Raw genomic sequence first — 16,803 nt, forward strand, 5'->3', positions numbered from 1 at the left:
GAGTCACCGTTCGCGTCAGCCTGCTCCGGGAGCAGGGAACCAATGATGCGATGCCTGATGTCGCTTCGGTGTATCTGATGCATCGATGGACCTCTTCTGATGGCATTCTGATGGCTGTCATGTGGAATTGAGACGCGTTCTGCGCAAAGGCTTCAGGGCACCGCCGACGTGCCGGCGTGCGGCCATTCACTCTTCAACTGGGTCTTGCTCGCCTTCCCACTGGCATTGAGCGGTAAAGCGGTATTCCGAATCCACCAAGCCGAAGGCACCTCGAAGGACGCAAGATTTTGCGCTGCATACGCCTTCAGGTCGTATTCGTTCAGCGATGAACCGTCGACAAGCACGACGACGGCGGCGACCTCTTCACCGAGGTCATCGTGATCGAGTGCGAACACGGCAGCCTCCCGCACTTCAGGGTGACTGAGCAGACAAGCCTCTACATGCGGACTCGCCACGTTCTCCCCCGCTCGCACAATGACATCCTTCGAGCGCCCGACGATTTGCAGGTGACCGTCTCTGAGCCGGCCGAGGTCGCCAGTGTGCAGCCACCCGTCTTCGTCGAGGACTGTGGCATCCATGCCGCCCCAGTACTGATTCATGTTGCCCGGGGAACGTGCCACCACCTCGCCGACCATGTCCTCGCCGGGACCGTCGATGCGCAGTTCCACCACGGGGAGCGGGCTGCCCGAGGACCAGGGCCTTCCCCTGAGATCACGGCTGGAACATGTGGTCAGCGGGCCTCCGGATTCGCTGAGACCGTACATCGTCGACACGCGCTCGGCGGCCGCTGGAAACAGGGCACGCACCCGGGGTAACAGCGACTGGGGAATCGGCATACCCCCCATGTTGATCGACTTCACCGATGAGAGGTCGTACTCCGCGGTATCCGGGTGGTTCACCAGACGGCCCATCACCGTCGGCACTGCGGCAAACGAGGTCAGCTTCTCGTTCTGAATCAGGTCGAGCGTCGCCCGCGCGTCGAACGCCCCGCCGGACGGCAGCACGAGCTTGGCTCCGGTGAGCAGCCCCACCAGCATCGACTGCATGCCCGACATATGAAAGAAGGGGACACCGAGCAGACTGGACTTGGCGGGGGTGTCGTCAGTCAGTTGCTGCGGGAGTTGCCGGCTGGCGTACAGCAAGTTGTGGATGGTCGAGATCAGCGATCGGTGCGATAAGACGACACCGCGCGGGTGGCCGGTCGTGCCAGAGGTGAATATGACCGTCGCGGGGCGGTCTTCGTCGTGGTTCAGCAGACCTGGCGGCGGCTCTGCCGTATCGCGTCCGGTCGCCTCATCGTCTTCGAACTCGGCCAAATTCATGACAATTGCGGCAGTTGTACTGACACGCTTCATGCGCTTGTCGTCCACAACGATCAGTACCGGGTCGACCTCGTCGATTGCGGCCTTGATCTCGACGGAGCTCCACCAGGCGTTACCCATGACGGCAACGGCGTCGAGCCAGAGCGCAGCCCACCAGACCACGATCGCCTCGATGTGGTTCGCCGACAGCACCAGAACCCGCGCATTTGGTCCGACGCCACGGGCCGCCATCATCGCTGCGGCGCGATTGACCGCGGCGGCATGGTCGCGATAGGTCACCCGGCGCCCCGCCTCGACCAGGAATTCACGGTCGGCCCAGCGAGCTGCATCGTCGAGAAAACCCACCAACGACATTCGCCGCGGTTCCCACACGAGATATCGCGGTGTTTCCCTCCGGCGTCGCACGGTTGTGCCCCACCAGTCCTCATAGGGCCTCGCGGCCGAATCTCCGAACTCACATGCCATACGGTCTCCGTAGGTCAAAAATATACTAAGCGCTCAGTTTAGTACGATCCGATTGCACGTCAAGGCCTGCGCCGTGGGAGTGCGGTGACGACAACTGTGGGGGGTCGCACCTAGCGATGCACTCCTATCAAGGCGGCATGAGCATGCTCTGCCACGTCTGGTCATGGGGTTGCATGTGCGCCAGGTCGGTCTGGGTGTAGAGGCGTCCGTCGGGTCCGATGTATGTGCCGGTGGCGGGGTCGTACTGGGCGACCGCGATGGGCGTGCTTGGGGGCAACGGATTTTCGGTTGGAAACGATTGGGGTATGTCTTGCCCCGAGAGGGTCGCGTTTGGGTCGCCTTTCCAGTTGTTTCCGTCGTTCAGTGGTACGTACTGCTCGTCGCTTTCGCACATCTTCACTGTGGGTGCGCGTTTGCCGGGGCGGGTGAGGCAGGGCATGTTTCGCGCTCCGCGCACGGCTGTGATGGGCGCATCTTGTGGTATCCGGCAGTACAGGTCGCCGGCGGGACGGTCGGGCGCGTCCTGAAAAGTTGGCGGGCGTTGCTGCTGTGCGGGGAGAAAGCCGGTGGTGCATGGTTGCGGCAGATTCAGGTTCAGGTTGAAGTCGAGGAACAGCCCCTTGTAGTCCTGTTTGGTGTTCAGATTCGCCATGAGCGTCGCCTGCATGTTCGCCGTGCCCGCCGGCAGCAGCACCAAGAGCTGTTCGAGAGCGGGCTGATAGGTGATCGCGACGTTGTTGATACTCACCAGGTTGGCTAACAGCACGGGCAGTGTTGGCTGTAACCGGTCGATGAGCTGGCGCGCCTCATCGGCTGCGGCAGGGCCATTTTGGAGGAGTCCGCCGAACTCAACGTCGTGGTTTTGCAATTCGTCGGTGACGGTGGCGAGGTTCGCCGCCCACGCCTGCAGCGACTCGGCTGTCTGGGTTTGTGAGTCGAGCACCGGCTGCGATTGATCGATCAGAGTGATCAGCGGATCGAGATTTCTGCGAGCATCGATGGCCAATGTGGTGCTGCCCTTGACCGTCCATGCGATCTCGGGCCCCAATCCGCCTACGGCGGTGTAACTCTCGTCGATCAGAGTTTTGAGGTTGTCTGGTGGGATGACCTGCAGCCCGCGGTTGAGCGCGTCAAGCAGCGAGTTGATGTCCGGGGGTACCTTCGTGCGGTCCAGCGGAATCACGTCGCCGTTCTTCAACGGTAGGGCGGTCGCGCTGCGTGGCAGCAGAGCGACGTACTGTTCGCCGATCGCGGATTGACTATGCACCTCCGCTTCGAGGTCAGCTGGGATTTCGATGTCGGACTTCAGCGAGAGCACCGCTTCGACACCGGTATCGGTGAGGCGCACACTTTCGACTCTGCCGACTTCGGTGCCGCGGTAAGTGACGTTGCCGGTGGCATATAGTCCGCCCGCCGAGGGAAGTTGCACCGTCACGGTGTAGCGGCCGACGCCAAACCAGGTGGCGGGCAGTTTCATATAGACAAAGACCATCAGAGTGCCGGCTACGACCGCGACTACCACGAAGATGGCCAGCTGAATCCAGATCCGCCGGTTCAGATGCACGTCAAGGCCCCTGATCCAGGTGATAGGGAACCACGAGTGGGTTGGACGCGGTGTACGGGCTGGGCTTCTGCCCGATCGTCCTGCCCCACTGAATCTCCAGTTCGGTCAGATCGCCTTCGAATCGGGTGCCGGTGAACAGCGAGGAATCGATGCGGCTGAGCGTCAAATCGATGATTGCGGTCATGTTGGCGTAGTCGCCGCGCACCCAGTTGGTGAGCGTCGGCTTGGTCCACGGAAAAACACTCAGGAAGTCCAAAGAACGCGTGAGGGCTGGGCCGGCATTCGCAAGCGATTCCAACACCGGCCCCATATCTTTGAGCTCTTTGACCAGGTTCGCCTTGCTCTGATTGACCGCATCAGCGGTGAGTGCGCTGAACTGGCCGAACTGATCCAGCGCTTCGGCGAGATCCGCACGGGTGTCCTTGAGGACGGTCAGCGCATCGGGGATGGTTTGTAACGCCCTGTCCAGCACAGGCTTTTGTTCGGCAAACTGACCGATCAGGTCGTTGAAGCTGTCAGTGGCCGCGATGATGTCGCCGGTCTGACTGTTGAGGTGTCCGACGAACTGGTCGATCTGCTCGATAAGACTGCGAAGGTCGTCCTCCCGACCGGCGAATGCGGTGGCGAAAGCCGTGGTGATGTCTTGGATCTGACCGACTCCGCCGCCGTTGAGCAACAGTGACAACGCGGCAAGGGTCTGCTCTGTCGACGGATAGGTACCTCCCGCTGACAGCGGGATCAACGAGCCGTCGTGCAATTTGCCCTGGGGTGCAACACCCGCTGGTGGCGCCAACTCGATATGTAGCGCGCCCAGCAGGCTGGTCTGCCCGACGGTGGCGGTCGCATTTGCCGGCAGGTCGACATCACCGTTGAGCCTCATCGTGATCAGCGCATGCCAGCCCTGTCGTTCGATGTTGGTGACGGTCCCGACATTGACGTCACCGACTCGCACGCGGGAGTTCGGCTGAATGGTGGCGACATCGGGCAACTGGGCTTGCACCTCAAACGCTCCGGCGTCGCCGCCTTCAGTGCCTGGCATCGCCAGGGAGTTAAGCCCTCGCCATTGACAACCCAGCAGCCCGGCGACCAGCACGAGCAGCGCAGCGGTGGCACATCGACGCCACCACGTGCGCGTCATGATCCACCCGCCGCCGGCACCATGATGCCGGCAAGCCCGGCGGACGGATCCGTTGCCACGGGTGGGGCCGGCGGTGGTGAGGCCGGCGCCGCCGATTCCGCGGTGACGACGGGTACAGCCAGGTCCGCAGCAGCCGCTGCAGGAGGCACGTAGTCCGGTCGCATCCAGTCCTCGCTGTAAGTGATTTCATTGGGCCGAGCGTGGGTGCCGACGAATGGGTTCAATCCGATTGGGGGAAAGTTGTATTGACGGTTCTTGATGATCGGAGCGAGGTACTGCACGCATAACTTCGCCGCCTGCTCGGCACCTAGGCGTGAGGCGGCCTGGATTGCCCCGCACAGAAAGGTGATTGGGTTGGCGAAGTTGTTCACTACCAGGGCACCGGTCAGCGCCGCCTGCGCCGGTTGAAAGATGTTGAGCAGGTTCTGGAAAGCTGTCGGGGCCAGATGCAGCGTCTGTTTGATGTCGTCAAGGCTGTCGTAGACGGAGCGCGATATCGACGACAGCTTGTCAGTCGTGGTACCCAACGCCTCTCGGTGCTCTGCCACGAAACTCTGCACGTCACCGACCGCGGTGTTGAGGTCACGGATTGCTGCGCCGACCTCGTCAGGGTCGTTGGCCAACAGTGCGGTCACGCCGGCCAGGTTCTGGTTGAGCTGCTTGAGCAGTGTGGTGCTGTCCTGCAATGCCGACACCAGAATCGATAAGTTCTTGATCGTGGCGAAGATATCGCCGCTGTGGTCCCCGAAGGTGGAGAACATCTGCGACATCTTGATGAGGGTGTCGCGGATATTGGCGCCCTGGCCGCGGACATTGTCCGCAGCGGTGTTGATGAACGCACCCAGCGTACTGACCCCACCGGGGTGAGTGGGTTGCAAAGTCTCGGTGAGCTTTTCCAGCTGCACACGCAGGTCATCCCACTCGATCGGCACAGCGGTGCGGTGCAACGGAATCACCGACCCAGGGGCCATTACCGGCCCACCGGCGTATGCGGGTGTCAATTGGATTGCCCGGGAGGTGACCAGCTGCGGTGACAGGATCACCGCCCTCGCTTCGGCGGGCACTTTCACCGACCCATCCACCCAGAACGAGACCTTGACGCGATCGGGCTGCGGTTCGATTCTGTCGATCTCACCGACAGGTACCCCCAGCACAAGTACCTCGTCACCGGTGAACAATCCATTGCTGTTGTCGAAGTACGCGACCAGATGTGAGCGTGCGGCTATGCCCGCACAACGCTGGGCGACCACGAAACCCCCTGCGGTGAGGACCACAAGCACCACAGCGAGTACGTTCCTGGCGTTGTTTGACATGTTCATCGTCAGCCACCTTCCGACGGCGATCCGGCGGGCGGTCCTGGCGGCGGCCCACCCGGTGTGGGAATCGGTGGCGGCTGCCGATAGGGGTAGCGAGGGTCTCCGGGTTTCCCGGTAATCGCATCGGGCAGCGTCAGATGCGGCTCGCCGCCCTGACCCGTCCGGGGCAACGGCATCGGCAGCGCTGGGGTGGCGGGCTGGCCGGTCGGCGGGTCGATACGTTCGGAGGGCAGTAACACGTTCGGATCCAGGCCGAGATCGGAGAACGCAGCTTCGACGAAGGGCTGAACGAATTGTCCGGGCAGCAGGTTGGCCACGTACGCCTTGAAGAACGGCCCCGAGGCCACGGATTCACCCAGTGACATCACGTAGTTGTTGAGCAGCTTGATGGCGGTCTGGACGCGGTCATTGCGGTCGTCGACAATTGCAAGGACACCATTGAGCTTTTCCAGCGCCGGGCCCAACTCAGCCCGATTGTCGGAGATGAATCCCGACACTTGACTGGCCAGTGCCGAAAGGCTGAGCGAGATCCGGTCCAGCGCACTGCTCTGGGTTGCCAATTCCGCCAGCAGCGAGTTGGATTCGGAGACCAGGTGCACGACCTGATCGCTGCGTTCTGCCAGCACTGTAGTGACCTTGTTCGCGTTGGCCAGCAACTCGCGGAGCTGCTTATCCCGTTCGTTCAAGGACTGAGAGAACCTCGCCACCCCGCGCACAGCGATCTCCAAATCCGGTGGGGTGTCGGCAAATGTCTGGGATAGCGTCGCCAATGCGTCCGACAGGGTGGTGGTGTTCAGGTCACCGACCGTCGCGGCCAGATCTCCGAGGGCGTCGGGCAGTTGGTACGGGGCGGTGGTGCGGTCGGTGGGAATCGCTTCGGACAGCTCACCGTCGCCCCGTGGACTGACTTCTAGGATCTTGGCACCCAGCAAGCTCTTGGTCTTGACTGCCGCCTCGGTCCGATCACCCAGATCGATGCTCTTGTCGACCTCGAAGGTGACCAGCACCCGTTGGCCGTCCAACTTCACGCTGGACACCTCGCCCACCCGAAATCCGGCAACCTGCACGGCGGCACCGGATCTCAGCCCGCCAGCCTCGGTGAAATAGGCCGAATACTGTCGGCTTGAATTTATGAACGGCAGTTTCTTGTACTGCAATGACGCCAACACGACCCCGGCCACCAACGTGATGCCTATGGCACCGATGACCAGGGGGCTGCGCTCGGAGAACGATCTCATTTCTGAGCGCACCGCCCGGTGTCCTGGCCGACGACCTTCACATACACCGGCTGTCCGCCCTTACCGTTGAGCTTTAGCACCGCGTCGCACAGGTAAAAGGTGAAGAAGTCACCGTAGATACCCATGCGGTTCAACACCTGGTATGAGTCGGGCAAAGTGTTCAGCAGGTCGTCGAAGTAGGCATGATCCGCGGCCACAACGGCCGCGGCGCGATCGCCCTCGTTCACAACCTTCTGAAACGGCGCGCGGCTCTGCAACAGCAAGTCGGACACTGTTACCGCCGACTCATTCGTGTACGCCACCGCGTTGCGGATATCCGCCTTGCGAGCGGCCAATCCGTTCACCAACTCCGAAAGTGAATCGATCGCTTCGCCGAACTCGGCGCTCTGCTCACCCAGCGACCCCAGCACCGTGTTGAGATTTCCGATGACCTCCCCGATCAGCTCGTCGCGGTCAGCCAGGGTATTGGTAACCGCCGCAGCCTGATTCAGGAACGATCCGATGGTCGCACCCTGTCCCTGGAAAGCTTGGATCAGTTGCGCCGACAAGGCGTTGACCTGCTCGGGATCCAGCGCCCGGAAAAGCGGTCGAAAGCCACCGAGCAGTGTGTCCAAATCCAGCGCAGGTTCGGTTTGTCCGATCGGAATAGTCTGGCCTGCAGTGAGTTTCCTTACCCCCCCGGTCCCTTCTTCCAACGCAAGATAACGCCCGCCGATCGGATCAGCCCACCGAATGGCCGCGCGGGTTCCCTCGGTGAGCACCACGGTCTCGTCGACTGAGAACTCCACCACCGCGATCGCGTCGCGGGTGACCGTGATCTTGTCGACCTTGCCGACCTCAACACCGCCGATCCGTACGAAATCGCCTGTTTCCAGGCCGGTCACATTGGTGAATTCGGCTTTGTACGTTGTCTCTTCCTGGAAACGCAACTCCGCGAAGATCGCCAACAGCGCGAACGCTCCCGCCAGGCAGGCCACGACGAACACGGCCAAACGCCAGACCGCACCCTTCAGGTTGTCCTTCACAGCGACCTTTCTCGACTCACGACGATCACCGCGGTGGCTGCGCGCGCGATGCCAGACCCGGCCACAGCGGAGTGCCATCGTCGGCGTACAGATCGGCGCCATAGGGCGGCGCACCCGGGTAAGGGACCGGGCCGATCGCAGGCCCGGGGATGCACTCCCGGATACTCGGCGGCTCGGGCACCGCCCGGGTGACCGGGAAGAAGTTGACCCAACACGGATGACCGATCCCAGGATTGGGCCGTAAGTCGAGCCCTGTCCCCCACCCGGTGTTAGTGACCAAGTGGCGCACCGGGAAGTTCTTGGAAACATCCGGCAGCGACCCACAGCCGGGCTTGCCGCCCGGACCGCCCTTCGCCGCGACGATCGGGAGGTGGTCTGGGTACTGGTACGGGTCATCCGCAAGCAGAATCCCTGCGTCGACCAGCAACGTACGTCCGTTACCGCCTAGCGCGTCGTACCCACCGTTGTCCAAATACCACTTCGCGCCGACCAGCAGGCAGGTGTATTCAGGGTTGTACTTCATCAACAGATTCGTCGTCGGCTCAAGGCCGTTGACCGCGTTGACCAGGTTGTCCTTGTTCGGGGCAAGCACATCGGTACCGCTGTGTGAAAATCCGATTATGTTCAGCAGCAAAGCATCTAGGTCATCGGCGTGATTCGTGATGGTCGTACTCGTGTTGCTTGCGCGGTCCATGATGGTCAGAATCTTTTGGGCCGCAGCACCATAAACGTCACTGAAGTCCTTGAACGAACGCCAGTTTTGGCCGACCGTGCCCATGCGCGGATTGACTGCCAGCAGCACCTCGTTAGCGTCGGTGATTGCCTGTCCGATCCGCTCGCCTTGGCCCCGCACCCCGTCAGCCAACGCGGTCAACGTCGCGTTCAGCTTGGCCACATCAACCTGATGCAGGATCCCCACCAGATTGTCAAAGACCGTGTTCACCTCTGTGCTGACATTGCGTGCGCGCAACACCGCACCCGCCGACAACCGCTGCACACTCGGTTCATCCGGATAGATGAGATCGACGAACTTCGCGCCGAAGGCGGTCGTGGCGCGAATCTCGGCCTCCACGTTGGCCGGGATGTAACGGACCTGATCCGGATCGAGCTCCAACTTCAGGCTCACCGGCCGGCTGCCGCCGCGGATGGAAGACACCCGGCCGACCTCGACACCACGCATCTTTACCTTGGCGCCCGATTCCATCACCAACCCGGAACGGTCCGATGTCAACGTCACCGGGACAAATGACCGAAACGTACCGGCGAATAGCGTCGATGACACCACCACCATCGCGGTGATAACCACGAAGAGCATCACCGCCCACCACACGGGGTGAACGCGACTTCTCTTTCTGCCGGTTGCCATCGCTATCCCGACAGATGGAAGTTCCCAGACTGGCCGTAGATCGCCAAGGACAAGAACAACACCACAAACACCGCACTGATCAGCGACGTGCGTACGGCACGGCCGACGGCCTCACCCACGCCCGCCGGGCCGCCCGAGGCGGTGAATCCGTAATAGGTATGCACCAACATGATCACCGTCGACATCGACACCGCCTGAACGAACGACCAGATCAAGTCCGTCGGGTTGAGGAATGTGTTGAAGTAGTGGTCGTACACACCCGTGGATTGGCCGTACACGGCGGTCGTACCGAATCGCGCAGCCAGAAAAGATGACATCACCGCAACGCAGTACAGCGGTATCACCACAATCACTCCGGCCACCACTCGGCTGGAGGCCAGGTAGGCGACCGACCTCACCCCCATTACCTCTAACGCGTCGATCTCCTCGTTGATCCGCATCGCGCCTAATTGCGCGGTCGCACCGGCACCGATCGTGGCGGCCAGCCCGATACCTGCGACCACGGGCGCGATCAGCCGGACATTGAAGTAAGCCGATGCGAAGCCGGTCAACGCCTCCACGCCTACATCAGCGAACTGGTTGTAACCCTGAATGGCTACCAGTACGCCGGTCGACAGCGTCAGAAAACCGACGATAACGGTGGTTCCGCCGATCACCGCCAAAGCCCCTGCGCCCATGCTCATCTGAGCGATCAGCCGCACGATCTCCGATTTGTAGTGAAGAAATGCATCCCCGATCGAGCGCAGTGTCTGCGCGTAGAACTGGGCCTGCAGACCAATCCTGGTCAACCCGTCGACCCAGCCCCGCGCCGTGCGGCGCAGCCGGGGATAGGGAGTTCGTGCAACCGTCATAGCGTTGCCTGCACGCCAGTCGCGGTCGCCACGATATTGATTGCGAACAAGGCCATGAACGTGTACACCACAGTCTCATTCACTGCGTTGCCGACACCGGCTGGACCGCCGCCCACCGAAATTCCCTTGTAGCAGGCGATCAGGCCCGCGCTCAGGCCGAACAACGCGGCTTTGATGATCGAAATCACTACATCGGCAACCCCGGTGATAACAGTCAGGCCTCCCACGAACGATCCTGGTGTGACGTGCTGGATGTACACCGAAAACACGAAGCTGCCAATCAATCCCACAAGAATCACGACGGATGCGAGGAGTGTCGCGACCACCGTCGCCGCCAGGACCCGAGGCACCACCAGTACCTGGATCGGATTCACGCCCATCACCCGCAACGCATCCAACTCTTCGCGGATGGTGCGCGCTCCCAGATCCGCGCACATCGCGGTGGCACCCGCACCCGCGACCACCAAGACGGTCACAATCGGACCGATCTGAGTCACCGCACCGTAGGCCGCCCCGGTACCCGAATAGTCCGCAGCCCCAAACTCGACCAACAGGATGTTGAACGTAAAGATCATCAACACGGTGAACGGAATTGCCAACATCATCGTCGGAAGCAACGACACCCGCGCCACAAACCATGACTGCAACAAGAACTCACGCCAGGCAAACGGTGGCCGGACCATAAACACCATCGTGTCCAGTGCCATCGCGAAGAATCCACCCAGCACTACGACGGGTTTGGTGACGGGGCCTGAGGAGACCCTCGCCAGCCCTCGGCGGCGACGCGTCTTCCGGCCGTCGGCGACGATCGGTTCGTGAGCCTCGGCTTTCGGCGGCAGGTTCGAAGGGGTGCGATGTGGATCCTGCTGTACATCGACGTCTACGCCGTCCAAACACCTCTGTCCGAGTGTCGTTTTCGATGCTCCGCTAGCACGGCCCTGCGGTCGACCCTGGGGGTGTGGGATCACCTCCGATTGGTTTGTTGGTCCGCCGCCCCCGACATCGGTGCTGGCACGTGAGGTCATTGAACGGTAAATCCAGCGTCGACGGGCAGCGTCACACCCGTGACATAGCGCGCCTGATCCGAACACAACCACACGACAGCATTGGAGATGTCGATCGGTTCAACCATATCGACTGGCAATGGATTCTTGAAATTGTCTGCCATAGCGGGGTTCTCCGCGATCCAAGCCCCGAAGGCCTCGTTGCCGATCATCGGAGTGTTGCAGCCAGCCGGGTGGACGGTGTTCACGCGAATGTTGTGCGCGGCAAATGCGTTGGCATAGCTTCGCATGAGGCCAACGACGCCGTGTTTGGCGGCGATATAGCCGAGCATGCCCGGGGTCGCCGCCTCGGGCGATTTACTTATGCTGCCCTTGAGGCCCGCCGTCGAACTCGTGATCACGATGGCGCCCCCCGTACCCTGGCTCAGAAGCGTCGGCGCCGCTACGTCGATGGTGTTGAAAACACCAGTCAGCATCACATCGATCGCATCGGTCCACGCTGCAAGCGATCTGCCGCCCGCACCGATGACCGGAAGTATGCCGGCGTTGGCGACGACGATATCGACCTTTCCGAATCGAGCGAGGCCATCGTCGAAGACAGCCTGCAACGCGGCATGGTCCCGCACATCAACCACCGCGGACGTGATCTCGCCATTCCGCGCCTCGACGACCTTCACCGTCTCCGCGAGGTCGCTCAACGTTGCCAGTGGGTATTCGACGCTTTCTATCGGTGCGCACAGGTCGACGGCGATGATGCTCGCGCCCTCCTCTGCGAGGCGGACGGCGTGAGAGCGGCCCTGGCCCCGCGCTGCCCCGGTGATGAATGCGACCTTTCCTTCCAAGGTGCCCATCGTCAGCCTTCCGATTCGTTTGCTAAGTGAGGGGTTAGTTTATTTTAGGAAAGGGCACATCGGCAAGGGGCGCGGCCCGACCTCTTAGTCCGTCCTAGAAACAGACATGGTGGTGCTTATCGTCAATTCCGGCTCTAAGAGGTTCCCCTGCGCCCTGCGATCGCTTCCTGCGCCGCACCGGCCCCAGCAGTTCGGCCGAACACGACGCAATTGGCCATTGAGTTGCCACTTCCCATATAGACGCCTCCTAGCACGCCCCCGGCGCACTCCCCCGCGGCGAACAGTCCCGGGATGCGCACACCCCCTTGGCCCACCACCCGAGCGTCGGCGTCGATGCGCGGCCCCACGGCGGTCAGCGCGAGGATTCCCAACCGGAGTTCGCAGCCATAGAACGGTGGCGCGGCGATCGGTCGGAGGAATCTGGCGCCCTTGCGAAAGTCAACGTCCTCACCACAGCGCGCGAAGTCGTTGTAACGGGCCACCGCATTTTCCAACCCCGCGACATGGACCGAGAGTGAGTCAGCGAGCCGGCCAAGAGTTTCCGCCCTTGACACCTTGCCGCGTCCGACCATCTCGTCGATCACGGGCTCGACCCAGTTCGAAGACGTGGCGGCTTCCATTCCCGGCACCGCCTGCTTGTATTCGGGTGGGACTCCTGTTGCAGCAGCACGTTTCGCCGTCTCGTCGAAGATTGCATACAGCGGCCCGAACCTCTTGAATGCCAACTCCATGATCGAGTAAGACGCGGACTCATCCACGCGGCGCTGACCCGTCCGATCGACCATCATGAGCCAGCCAGGAAAGTACACCTCGAGGTTGGTGAAAAACCCCGGCGTGGGAACGATCAGCCCGCGGTCGTTGCCGACGATTTCCGCACCGACTTGCGCGGCGAAGCGAAACGCGTCGCCTTGCGCACCTGCACCACCGACATACCAACCCATCGCGCCGGCCTGAGTCAGCGACGGCATGTGAGCTGACCACAATGACTTGTTGGCGCCGAACCCCCCGGTGGCGATGACCACCGCTCCCGCGTTGATGACATCGTCGCCGGCAGCGACGCCAATCACCCTGTGGCCGTCGGTCACCAGCCGACTGATGCGCTGCCCCACCGCGATGTCGACGCCTGGCCGCTCCTTGATCGCCGACACGAGCGCCTTGACGATGCCTGCTCCGCCCCTGGTTGGCACATGCGAGCGGGGAACGGGTTCGTCGGCGGCATAAACCAGTTCGCGGACGAACCGCACACCGTGCTCGATGAGCCATTCGACCGCCGGACCACTGTTATAGGCCAGGTGCCGAGCGATGCCGGGCTCGACGGCCGATTGATTGAAATATGTGTAGTCGTGCCACAGGGCCTCGGCACTGTCGCTGATTCCCGCTGCACGCTGCACGCTGGTATCGGCGGCCATGACAATCCCACCGGAGAGCATTGTCGAGCCGCCCAGCTCCGGCTGGGATTCGATGAGCAGCACCGTGGCGCCGCGAGCTGCAGCCTCGAGCGCCGCGCAGAGCCCCGCCGCGCCGGAGCCGACGACGGCAACATCGTAGTCGGGCTGCGCGTGTCCCATTCGGACCTCCCGTATATTTAAGTTAGGACTTAGTATATAAGGGTACGGTGCACTAGTTGACGAGATGGGGTGACGATCTTGACTTCAGCGGTGGAGAATTTCCGAGCCGAGGCCCGCGCCTGGCTTGCCGCACGACTCCCACCCCGCCCTCCTCGAAACCGAGTTAGCGAACCGCCCGTATGGGGCGTCGGGTCCGACTCCGTCGATGTCTTCCCGAGCGTCGACCCCGTCGCCGAAGCCGAGAAGACAATGGCCGCGGCAGCCTGGCAGACGACAAAGTATGACGCCGGCTATGGCGCAATCGCGTGGGAAACGGAATATGGCGGGCGAGGACTTTCTGCTGAGTTCGACCGCGCCTTTCGGAAAGAGGAAGCGGCTTTCGAGACCCCCGAGACCTCCGAGATCCTTGCAGTGACGTTGGGCCTGGTGGCACCCACCATCCGCATGCACGGTGACGATCACCTACGCAGGTCGATGATTCCGTCGCTGTTACGCGCGGAGGTCTTGGCGTGTCAGCTGTTCTCCGAACCGGGCGCAGGCTCCGATCTAGCTTCGCTCACCTCCCATGCTGTCCGGGATGGCGACAGCTGGATTATCAACGGGCAGAAAGTGTGGACTTCCGGTGCCCGCGTGTGCCAGTACGGTGAGGCCATCTGTCGTACCGATCGGTCGCTCCCGAAGCACGACGGCCTTACCGTATTTCTCGTCCCACTCGACACTCCCGGCGTCGAGATCCGTCCGATCCGGCAGATGACCGGTGGCTCATCGTTCAACGAGGTCTTCTTCAACGACGTCCGCGTGCCCGACCGCCTTCGGATTGGCGAGGTCGGCGAAGGGTGGCGGGTGGCATTGACAACACTGGGATACGAGCGATCCACTTCGCAGCACACCTCTCCAGGTGGTTCCTTCCGGCGATTACTCGAGCTTGCGCGTCACCTCGAAGTGACCAACGACCCGCTCGTGCGGCAGAACCTCATGAAGGCGTTCACCTATAACCGCGTGCTGCACTATACGAATCAACGGATTGCTGCAGGGTCCAAAGCCGGGGCCGCACCCGGCCCGGAGGGATCGATTCGCAAACTGGCGTGGGTCCGCAGCCTGACCTACACAGGCGAGGCGGCGATGCGAATTCTTGGTGCGCGCATCGCGGCGGATACCGGCGAATGGGGTACCTATGCGTGGTCCCAGCACATCCTTGGGGCTCCCGGCTACCACATTGCGGGGGGGTCCGACGAAATCCAGCGCAACATCATCGCGGAACGAGTCCTCAAGCTGCCGGCCGACCCACGGGTGGGTGCAGCTCGCAATGCACCGGGTTAGCGCAGATACGTGTGGCACTTTTTATTTCGCCGATGGCAAACCATGCGACACCCGCCAAGATCGACCCAAATGGAGCCGCCTGATGACCGACAATGAAGACCCGCAGCCGACCACCATCCGCTTTGAAGGACCGGTCAATGGCGTAACACGAATTACGCTGGCCCGCGCGGAGGTTCACAACGCACAGAACCGCCAGATGCTCTACGAATTGAGCGCTGCGTTCGACCGTGCGGCCCTGTGCGATGACACTCGGGTAGTTGTCCTCGCCGCCGACGGCATTCACTTCTCGGCGGGTCATGACCTCCGCGACCGGACACCGATGGGCGAATTCAAAACGGTTACCTGCTGCGGCGGGTTCGACCGTCCCGGCGCCGAGGGCTGGATGGCGATGGAGCAAGAGCTCTATCTGGGACTCTGTTGGCGATGGCGGAACTTCCCGAAGCCGACCATCGCCGAAGTTCACGGCAAGGTGATATTGGCGGGCCTGATGCTCGTCTGGGTCTGCGACCTCATCGTCGCCGCGAGCAACGCTGAGTTTTCCGATCCAGCCGTGGCGTTCGGCATGAACGGCCATGAATACTTCGTCCACCCCTGGGAATTGGGCGCCCGACACGCAAAGGAACTGCTTTTCACCGGCGACCCGATCTCGGCCGAGCGCGCATATCAGCTCGGGATGATCAATCGCATAGTCGAACCCGAGCAGCTGACCCTGGCCACGACACAACTCGCCGAGCACATTGCGAAGTCGCCGAGTATGGGACTCAAGCTGGCCAAACAGTCCGTTAATGACACGCTCGATGTCCAAGGTCAGTGGGCGGCACTGAAATCCGCGTTCGCGTTGCATCAGCTGGGTCATTCCAACAACATGCAAATCCACGGCCGACCGATAGATCCGGCCGGGGTGGGCATCATTCGCGATCGACACCGGAGCGCCAACTAAGCGCGCTTGGCCTCCGGTTGGATTTGACCTATACGCCTGTGAACGTCGGGATCCGCCGTTCGTGCATCGCGCGGACCCCTTCGGCGAAGTCTGAAGTGGCCCGACAACGGTCCTGCTTGGCGTTCTCGATCGCCATCGCCTCTTTGACCTGTTCGTAAAGGCCGCACCGCATAGTCTCCCGAATGCCGCCAACAGCGAGTGGAGCTGCTGCGGCAATCTCCGAGGCTAAAGTTACTGCAGCAGAGCGCAACTCATCTTCGACAACGACCAAATCGCAGAGCTGCATCGCTTTCGCCTCTTGGCCGGTAACTCTGCCGCCGGAGTAGAGCAATAGCGACGCATTCTGCCTGCCGACCGCGGCAGGCAGGGTAACCGTCATGCCGAAGCCGTGGTGGATTCCCAACCGAGCGAAACTGCACCGGAACTGTGTCGATGGTGTCGCGACCCGGAAGTCGGCAGACAGCGCAAGCCCCAGTCCGCCGCCGATGGCGCAGCCCTGAACAGCGGCCACCACTGGTTTACGCGCGGCGAACAGCCGTAGACCTTGTTCGTACAGCGCAGCCGTACTGAACGCCTGCGCACTCTCCCCGTGAAAGTCGGCGCCGGCGCAGAAATGGCGTCCAGCCGCAGCCAGCACCAGCGCCCGGCATTCCGGATCTTCATCTAGCGCCTCGTACGCGTCGGCGATTTTGCCGATGAGCTCGGAGGTGAAGTAGTTGAGCGGCGGTCGCCTGAACTCCACAACGGCAACGTGACACTGGCGGTCCACATTCACCGAAACGGTTTCGGGCACAGCTCCTCCTGGTCGTCGAGAGCGGGGTCGCGTCAGGCTGAT

At 62.0% G+C, this 16,803-nt stretch carries 14 protein-coding genes; 2 read left to right on the forward strand and 12 right to left on the reverse strand.

What is annotated here, in order from left to right; genetic code table 11:
- Positions 1-152: 152 nt before the first annotated feature.
- The 11 genes from G6N43_RS27995 to G6N43_RS28045 all read right to left on the reverse strand — a co-directional run bounded on the left by G6N43_RS27995 (position 153) and on the right by G6N43_RS28045 (position 13,708).
- Positions 153-1,667 (reverse strand): class I adenylate-forming enzyme family protein, encoded by a 1,515-nt coding sequence (locus tag G6N43_RS27995; RefSeq protein ID WP_220100596.1) that lies wholly within the window; start codon positions 1,665-1,667, stop codon positions 153-155.
- A gap of 247 nt (positions 1,668-1,914) precedes the next feature.
- A complete protein-coding gene (locus tag G6N43_RS28000; RefSeq protein WP_083150467.1) occupies positions 1,915-3,351 on the reverse strand; it encodes an MCE family protein in 1,437 nt (478 codons plus the stop codon).
- Between the two features lies 1 nt (position 3,352).
- Entirely contained in the window at positions 3,353-4,489 is a 1,137-nt protein-coding gene (locus G6N43_RS28005; protein ID WP_083150468.1) for an MCE family protein, read from the reverse strand.
- Complete coding sequence (locus G6N43_RS28010) at positions 4,486-5,802, reverse strand: MCE family protein (RefSeq protein WP_083150637.1); 1,317 nt, start codon at positions 5,800-5,802, stop codon at positions 4,486-4,488. Before G6N43_RS28010 ends, G6N43_RS28005 begins: the two co-directional genes overlap by 4 nt.
- A gap of 8 nt (positions 5,803-5,810) precedes the next feature.
- Positions 5,811-7,043 (reverse strand): MCE family protein, encoded by a 1,233-nt coding sequence (locus G6N43_RS28015; RefSeq protein ID WP_083150469.1) that lies wholly within the window; start codon positions 7,041-7,043, stop codon positions 5,811-5,813.
- Complete coding sequence (locus G6N43_RS28020; protein WP_110810337.1) at positions 7,040-8,068, reverse strand: MCE family protein; 1,029 nt, start codon at positions 8,066-8,068, stop codon at positions 7,040-7,042. The genes G6N43_RS28015 and G6N43_RS28020 overlap by 4 nt, the downstream gene beginning before the upstream one ends.
- A 25-nt stretch (positions 8,069-8,093) precedes the next feature.
- Entirely contained in the window at positions 8,094-9,383 is a 1,290-nt protein-coding gene (locus G6N43_RS28025) for an MCE family protein (protein ID WP_234810061.1), read from the reverse strand.
- A 53-nt stretch (positions 9,384-9,436) separates the two neighbouring features.
- The gene (locus G6N43_RS28030) at positions 9,437-10,285 is read right to left on the reverse strand and encodes an ABC transporter permease (RefSeq protein ID WP_083150472.1); all 849 of its coding nucleotides are present in this window, start codon (positions 10,283-10,285) and stop codon (positions 9,437-9,439) included.
- A complete protein-coding gene (locus G6N43_RS28035; protein ID WP_083150638.1) occupies positions 10,282-10,992 on the reverse strand; it encodes an MlaE family ABC transporter permease in 711 nt (236 codons plus the stop codon). The genes G6N43_RS28030 and G6N43_RS28035 overlap by 4 nt, the downstream gene beginning before the upstream one ends.
- A gap of 314 nt (positions 10,993-11,306) precedes the next feature.
- Entirely contained in the window at positions 11,307-12,140 is an 834-nt protein-coding gene (locus tag G6N43_RS28040; protein ID WP_083150473.1) for a mycofactocin-coupled SDR family oxidoreductase, read from the reverse strand.
- Positions 12,141-12,274: 134 nt separating this feature from the next.
- The gene (locus tag G6N43_RS28045; protein ID WP_083150474.1) at positions 12,275-13,708 is read right to left on the reverse strand and encodes an FAD-dependent oxidoreductase; all 1,434 of its coding nucleotides are present in this window, start codon (positions 13,706-13,708) and stop codon (positions 12,275-12,277) included.
- A gap of 249 nt (positions 13,709-13,957) precedes the next feature.
- On the opposite strand from G6N43_RS28045, the gene G6N43_RS28050 reads away from it, so the two are divergent.
- Complete coding sequence (locus tag G6N43_RS28050; RefSeq protein ID WP_407664854.1) at positions 13,958-15,028, forward strand: acyl-CoA dehydrogenase family protein; 1,071 nt, start codon at positions 13,958-13,960, stop codon at positions 15,026-15,028.
- An 82-nt stretch (positions 15,029-15,110) separates the two neighbouring features.
- The gene (locus tag G6N43_RS28055; RefSeq protein WP_083150475.1) at positions 15,111-15,968 is read left to right on the forward strand and encodes an enoyl-CoA hydratase; all 858 of its coding nucleotides are present in this window, start codon (positions 15,111-15,113) and stop codon (positions 15,966-15,968) included.
- A gap of 28 nt (positions 15,969-15,996) precedes the next feature.
- Here G6N43_RS28055 and G6N43_RS28060 read toward each other — a convergent pair whose 3' ends face one another.
- Positions 15,997-16,761: an enoyl-CoA hydratase/isomerase family protein gene (locus G6N43_RS28060; protein ID WP_234810062.1), complete on the reverse strand. Its 765-nt coding sequence runs from the start codon at positions 16,759-16,761 to the stop codon at positions 15,997-15,999.
- Positions 16,762-16,803 lie beyond the last annotated feature (42 nt).

This window comes from Mycolicibacterium moriokaense, from assembly GCF_010726085.1.
GTDB classification, from domain to species: Bacteria; Actinomycetota; Actinomycetes; order Mycobacteriales; family Mycobacteriaceae; genus Mycobacterium; species Mycobacterium moriokaense.

Bases quoted from the DNA above. Each gene is read 5' to 3' on its own strand.
- G6N43_RS28055 (WP_083150475.1), top strand. From the start codon at position 15,111: ATGACCGACAATGAAGACCCGCAGCCGACCACCATCCGCTTTGAAGGA.
- G6N43_RS28035 (WP_083150638.1), bottom strand. From the start codon at position 10,992: ATGGCACTGGACACGATGGTGTTTATGGTCCGGCCACCGTTTGCCTGG.
- G6N43_RS28025 (WP_234810061.1), bottom strand. From the start codon at position 9,383: ATGCTCTTCGTGGTTATCACCGCGATGGTGGTGGTGTCATCGACGCTA.
- G6N43_RS28045 (WP_083150474.1), bottom strand. From the start codon at position 13,708: ATGGGACACGCGCAGCCCGACTACGATGTTGCCGTCGTCGGCTCCGGC.
- G6N43_RS28010 (WP_083150637.1), bottom strand. From the start codon at position 5,802: ATGTCAAACAACGCCAGGAACGTACTCGCTGTGGTGCTTGTGGTCCTC.
- G6N43_RS28050 (WP_407664854.1), top strand. From the start codon at position 13,958: ATGGCCGCGGCAGCCTGGCAGACGACAAAGTATGACGCCGGCTATGGC.
- G6N43_RS28015 (WP_083150469.1), bottom strand. From the start codon at position 7,043: ATGAGATCGTTCTCCGAGCGCAGCCCCCTGGTCATCGGTGCCATAGGC.
- G6N43_RS28040 (WP_083150473.1), bottom strand. From the start codon at position 12,140: ATGGGCACCTTGGAAGGAAAGGTCGCATTCATCACCGGGGCAGCGCGG.
- G6N43_RS28005 (WP_083150468.1), bottom strand. From the start codon at position 4,489: ATGACGCGCACGTGGTGGCGTCGATGTGCCACCGCTGCGCTGCTCGTG.
- G6N43_RS28030 (WP_083150472.1), bottom strand. From the start codon at position 10,285: ATGACGGTTGCACGAACTCCCTATCCCCGGCTGCGCCGCACGGCGCGG.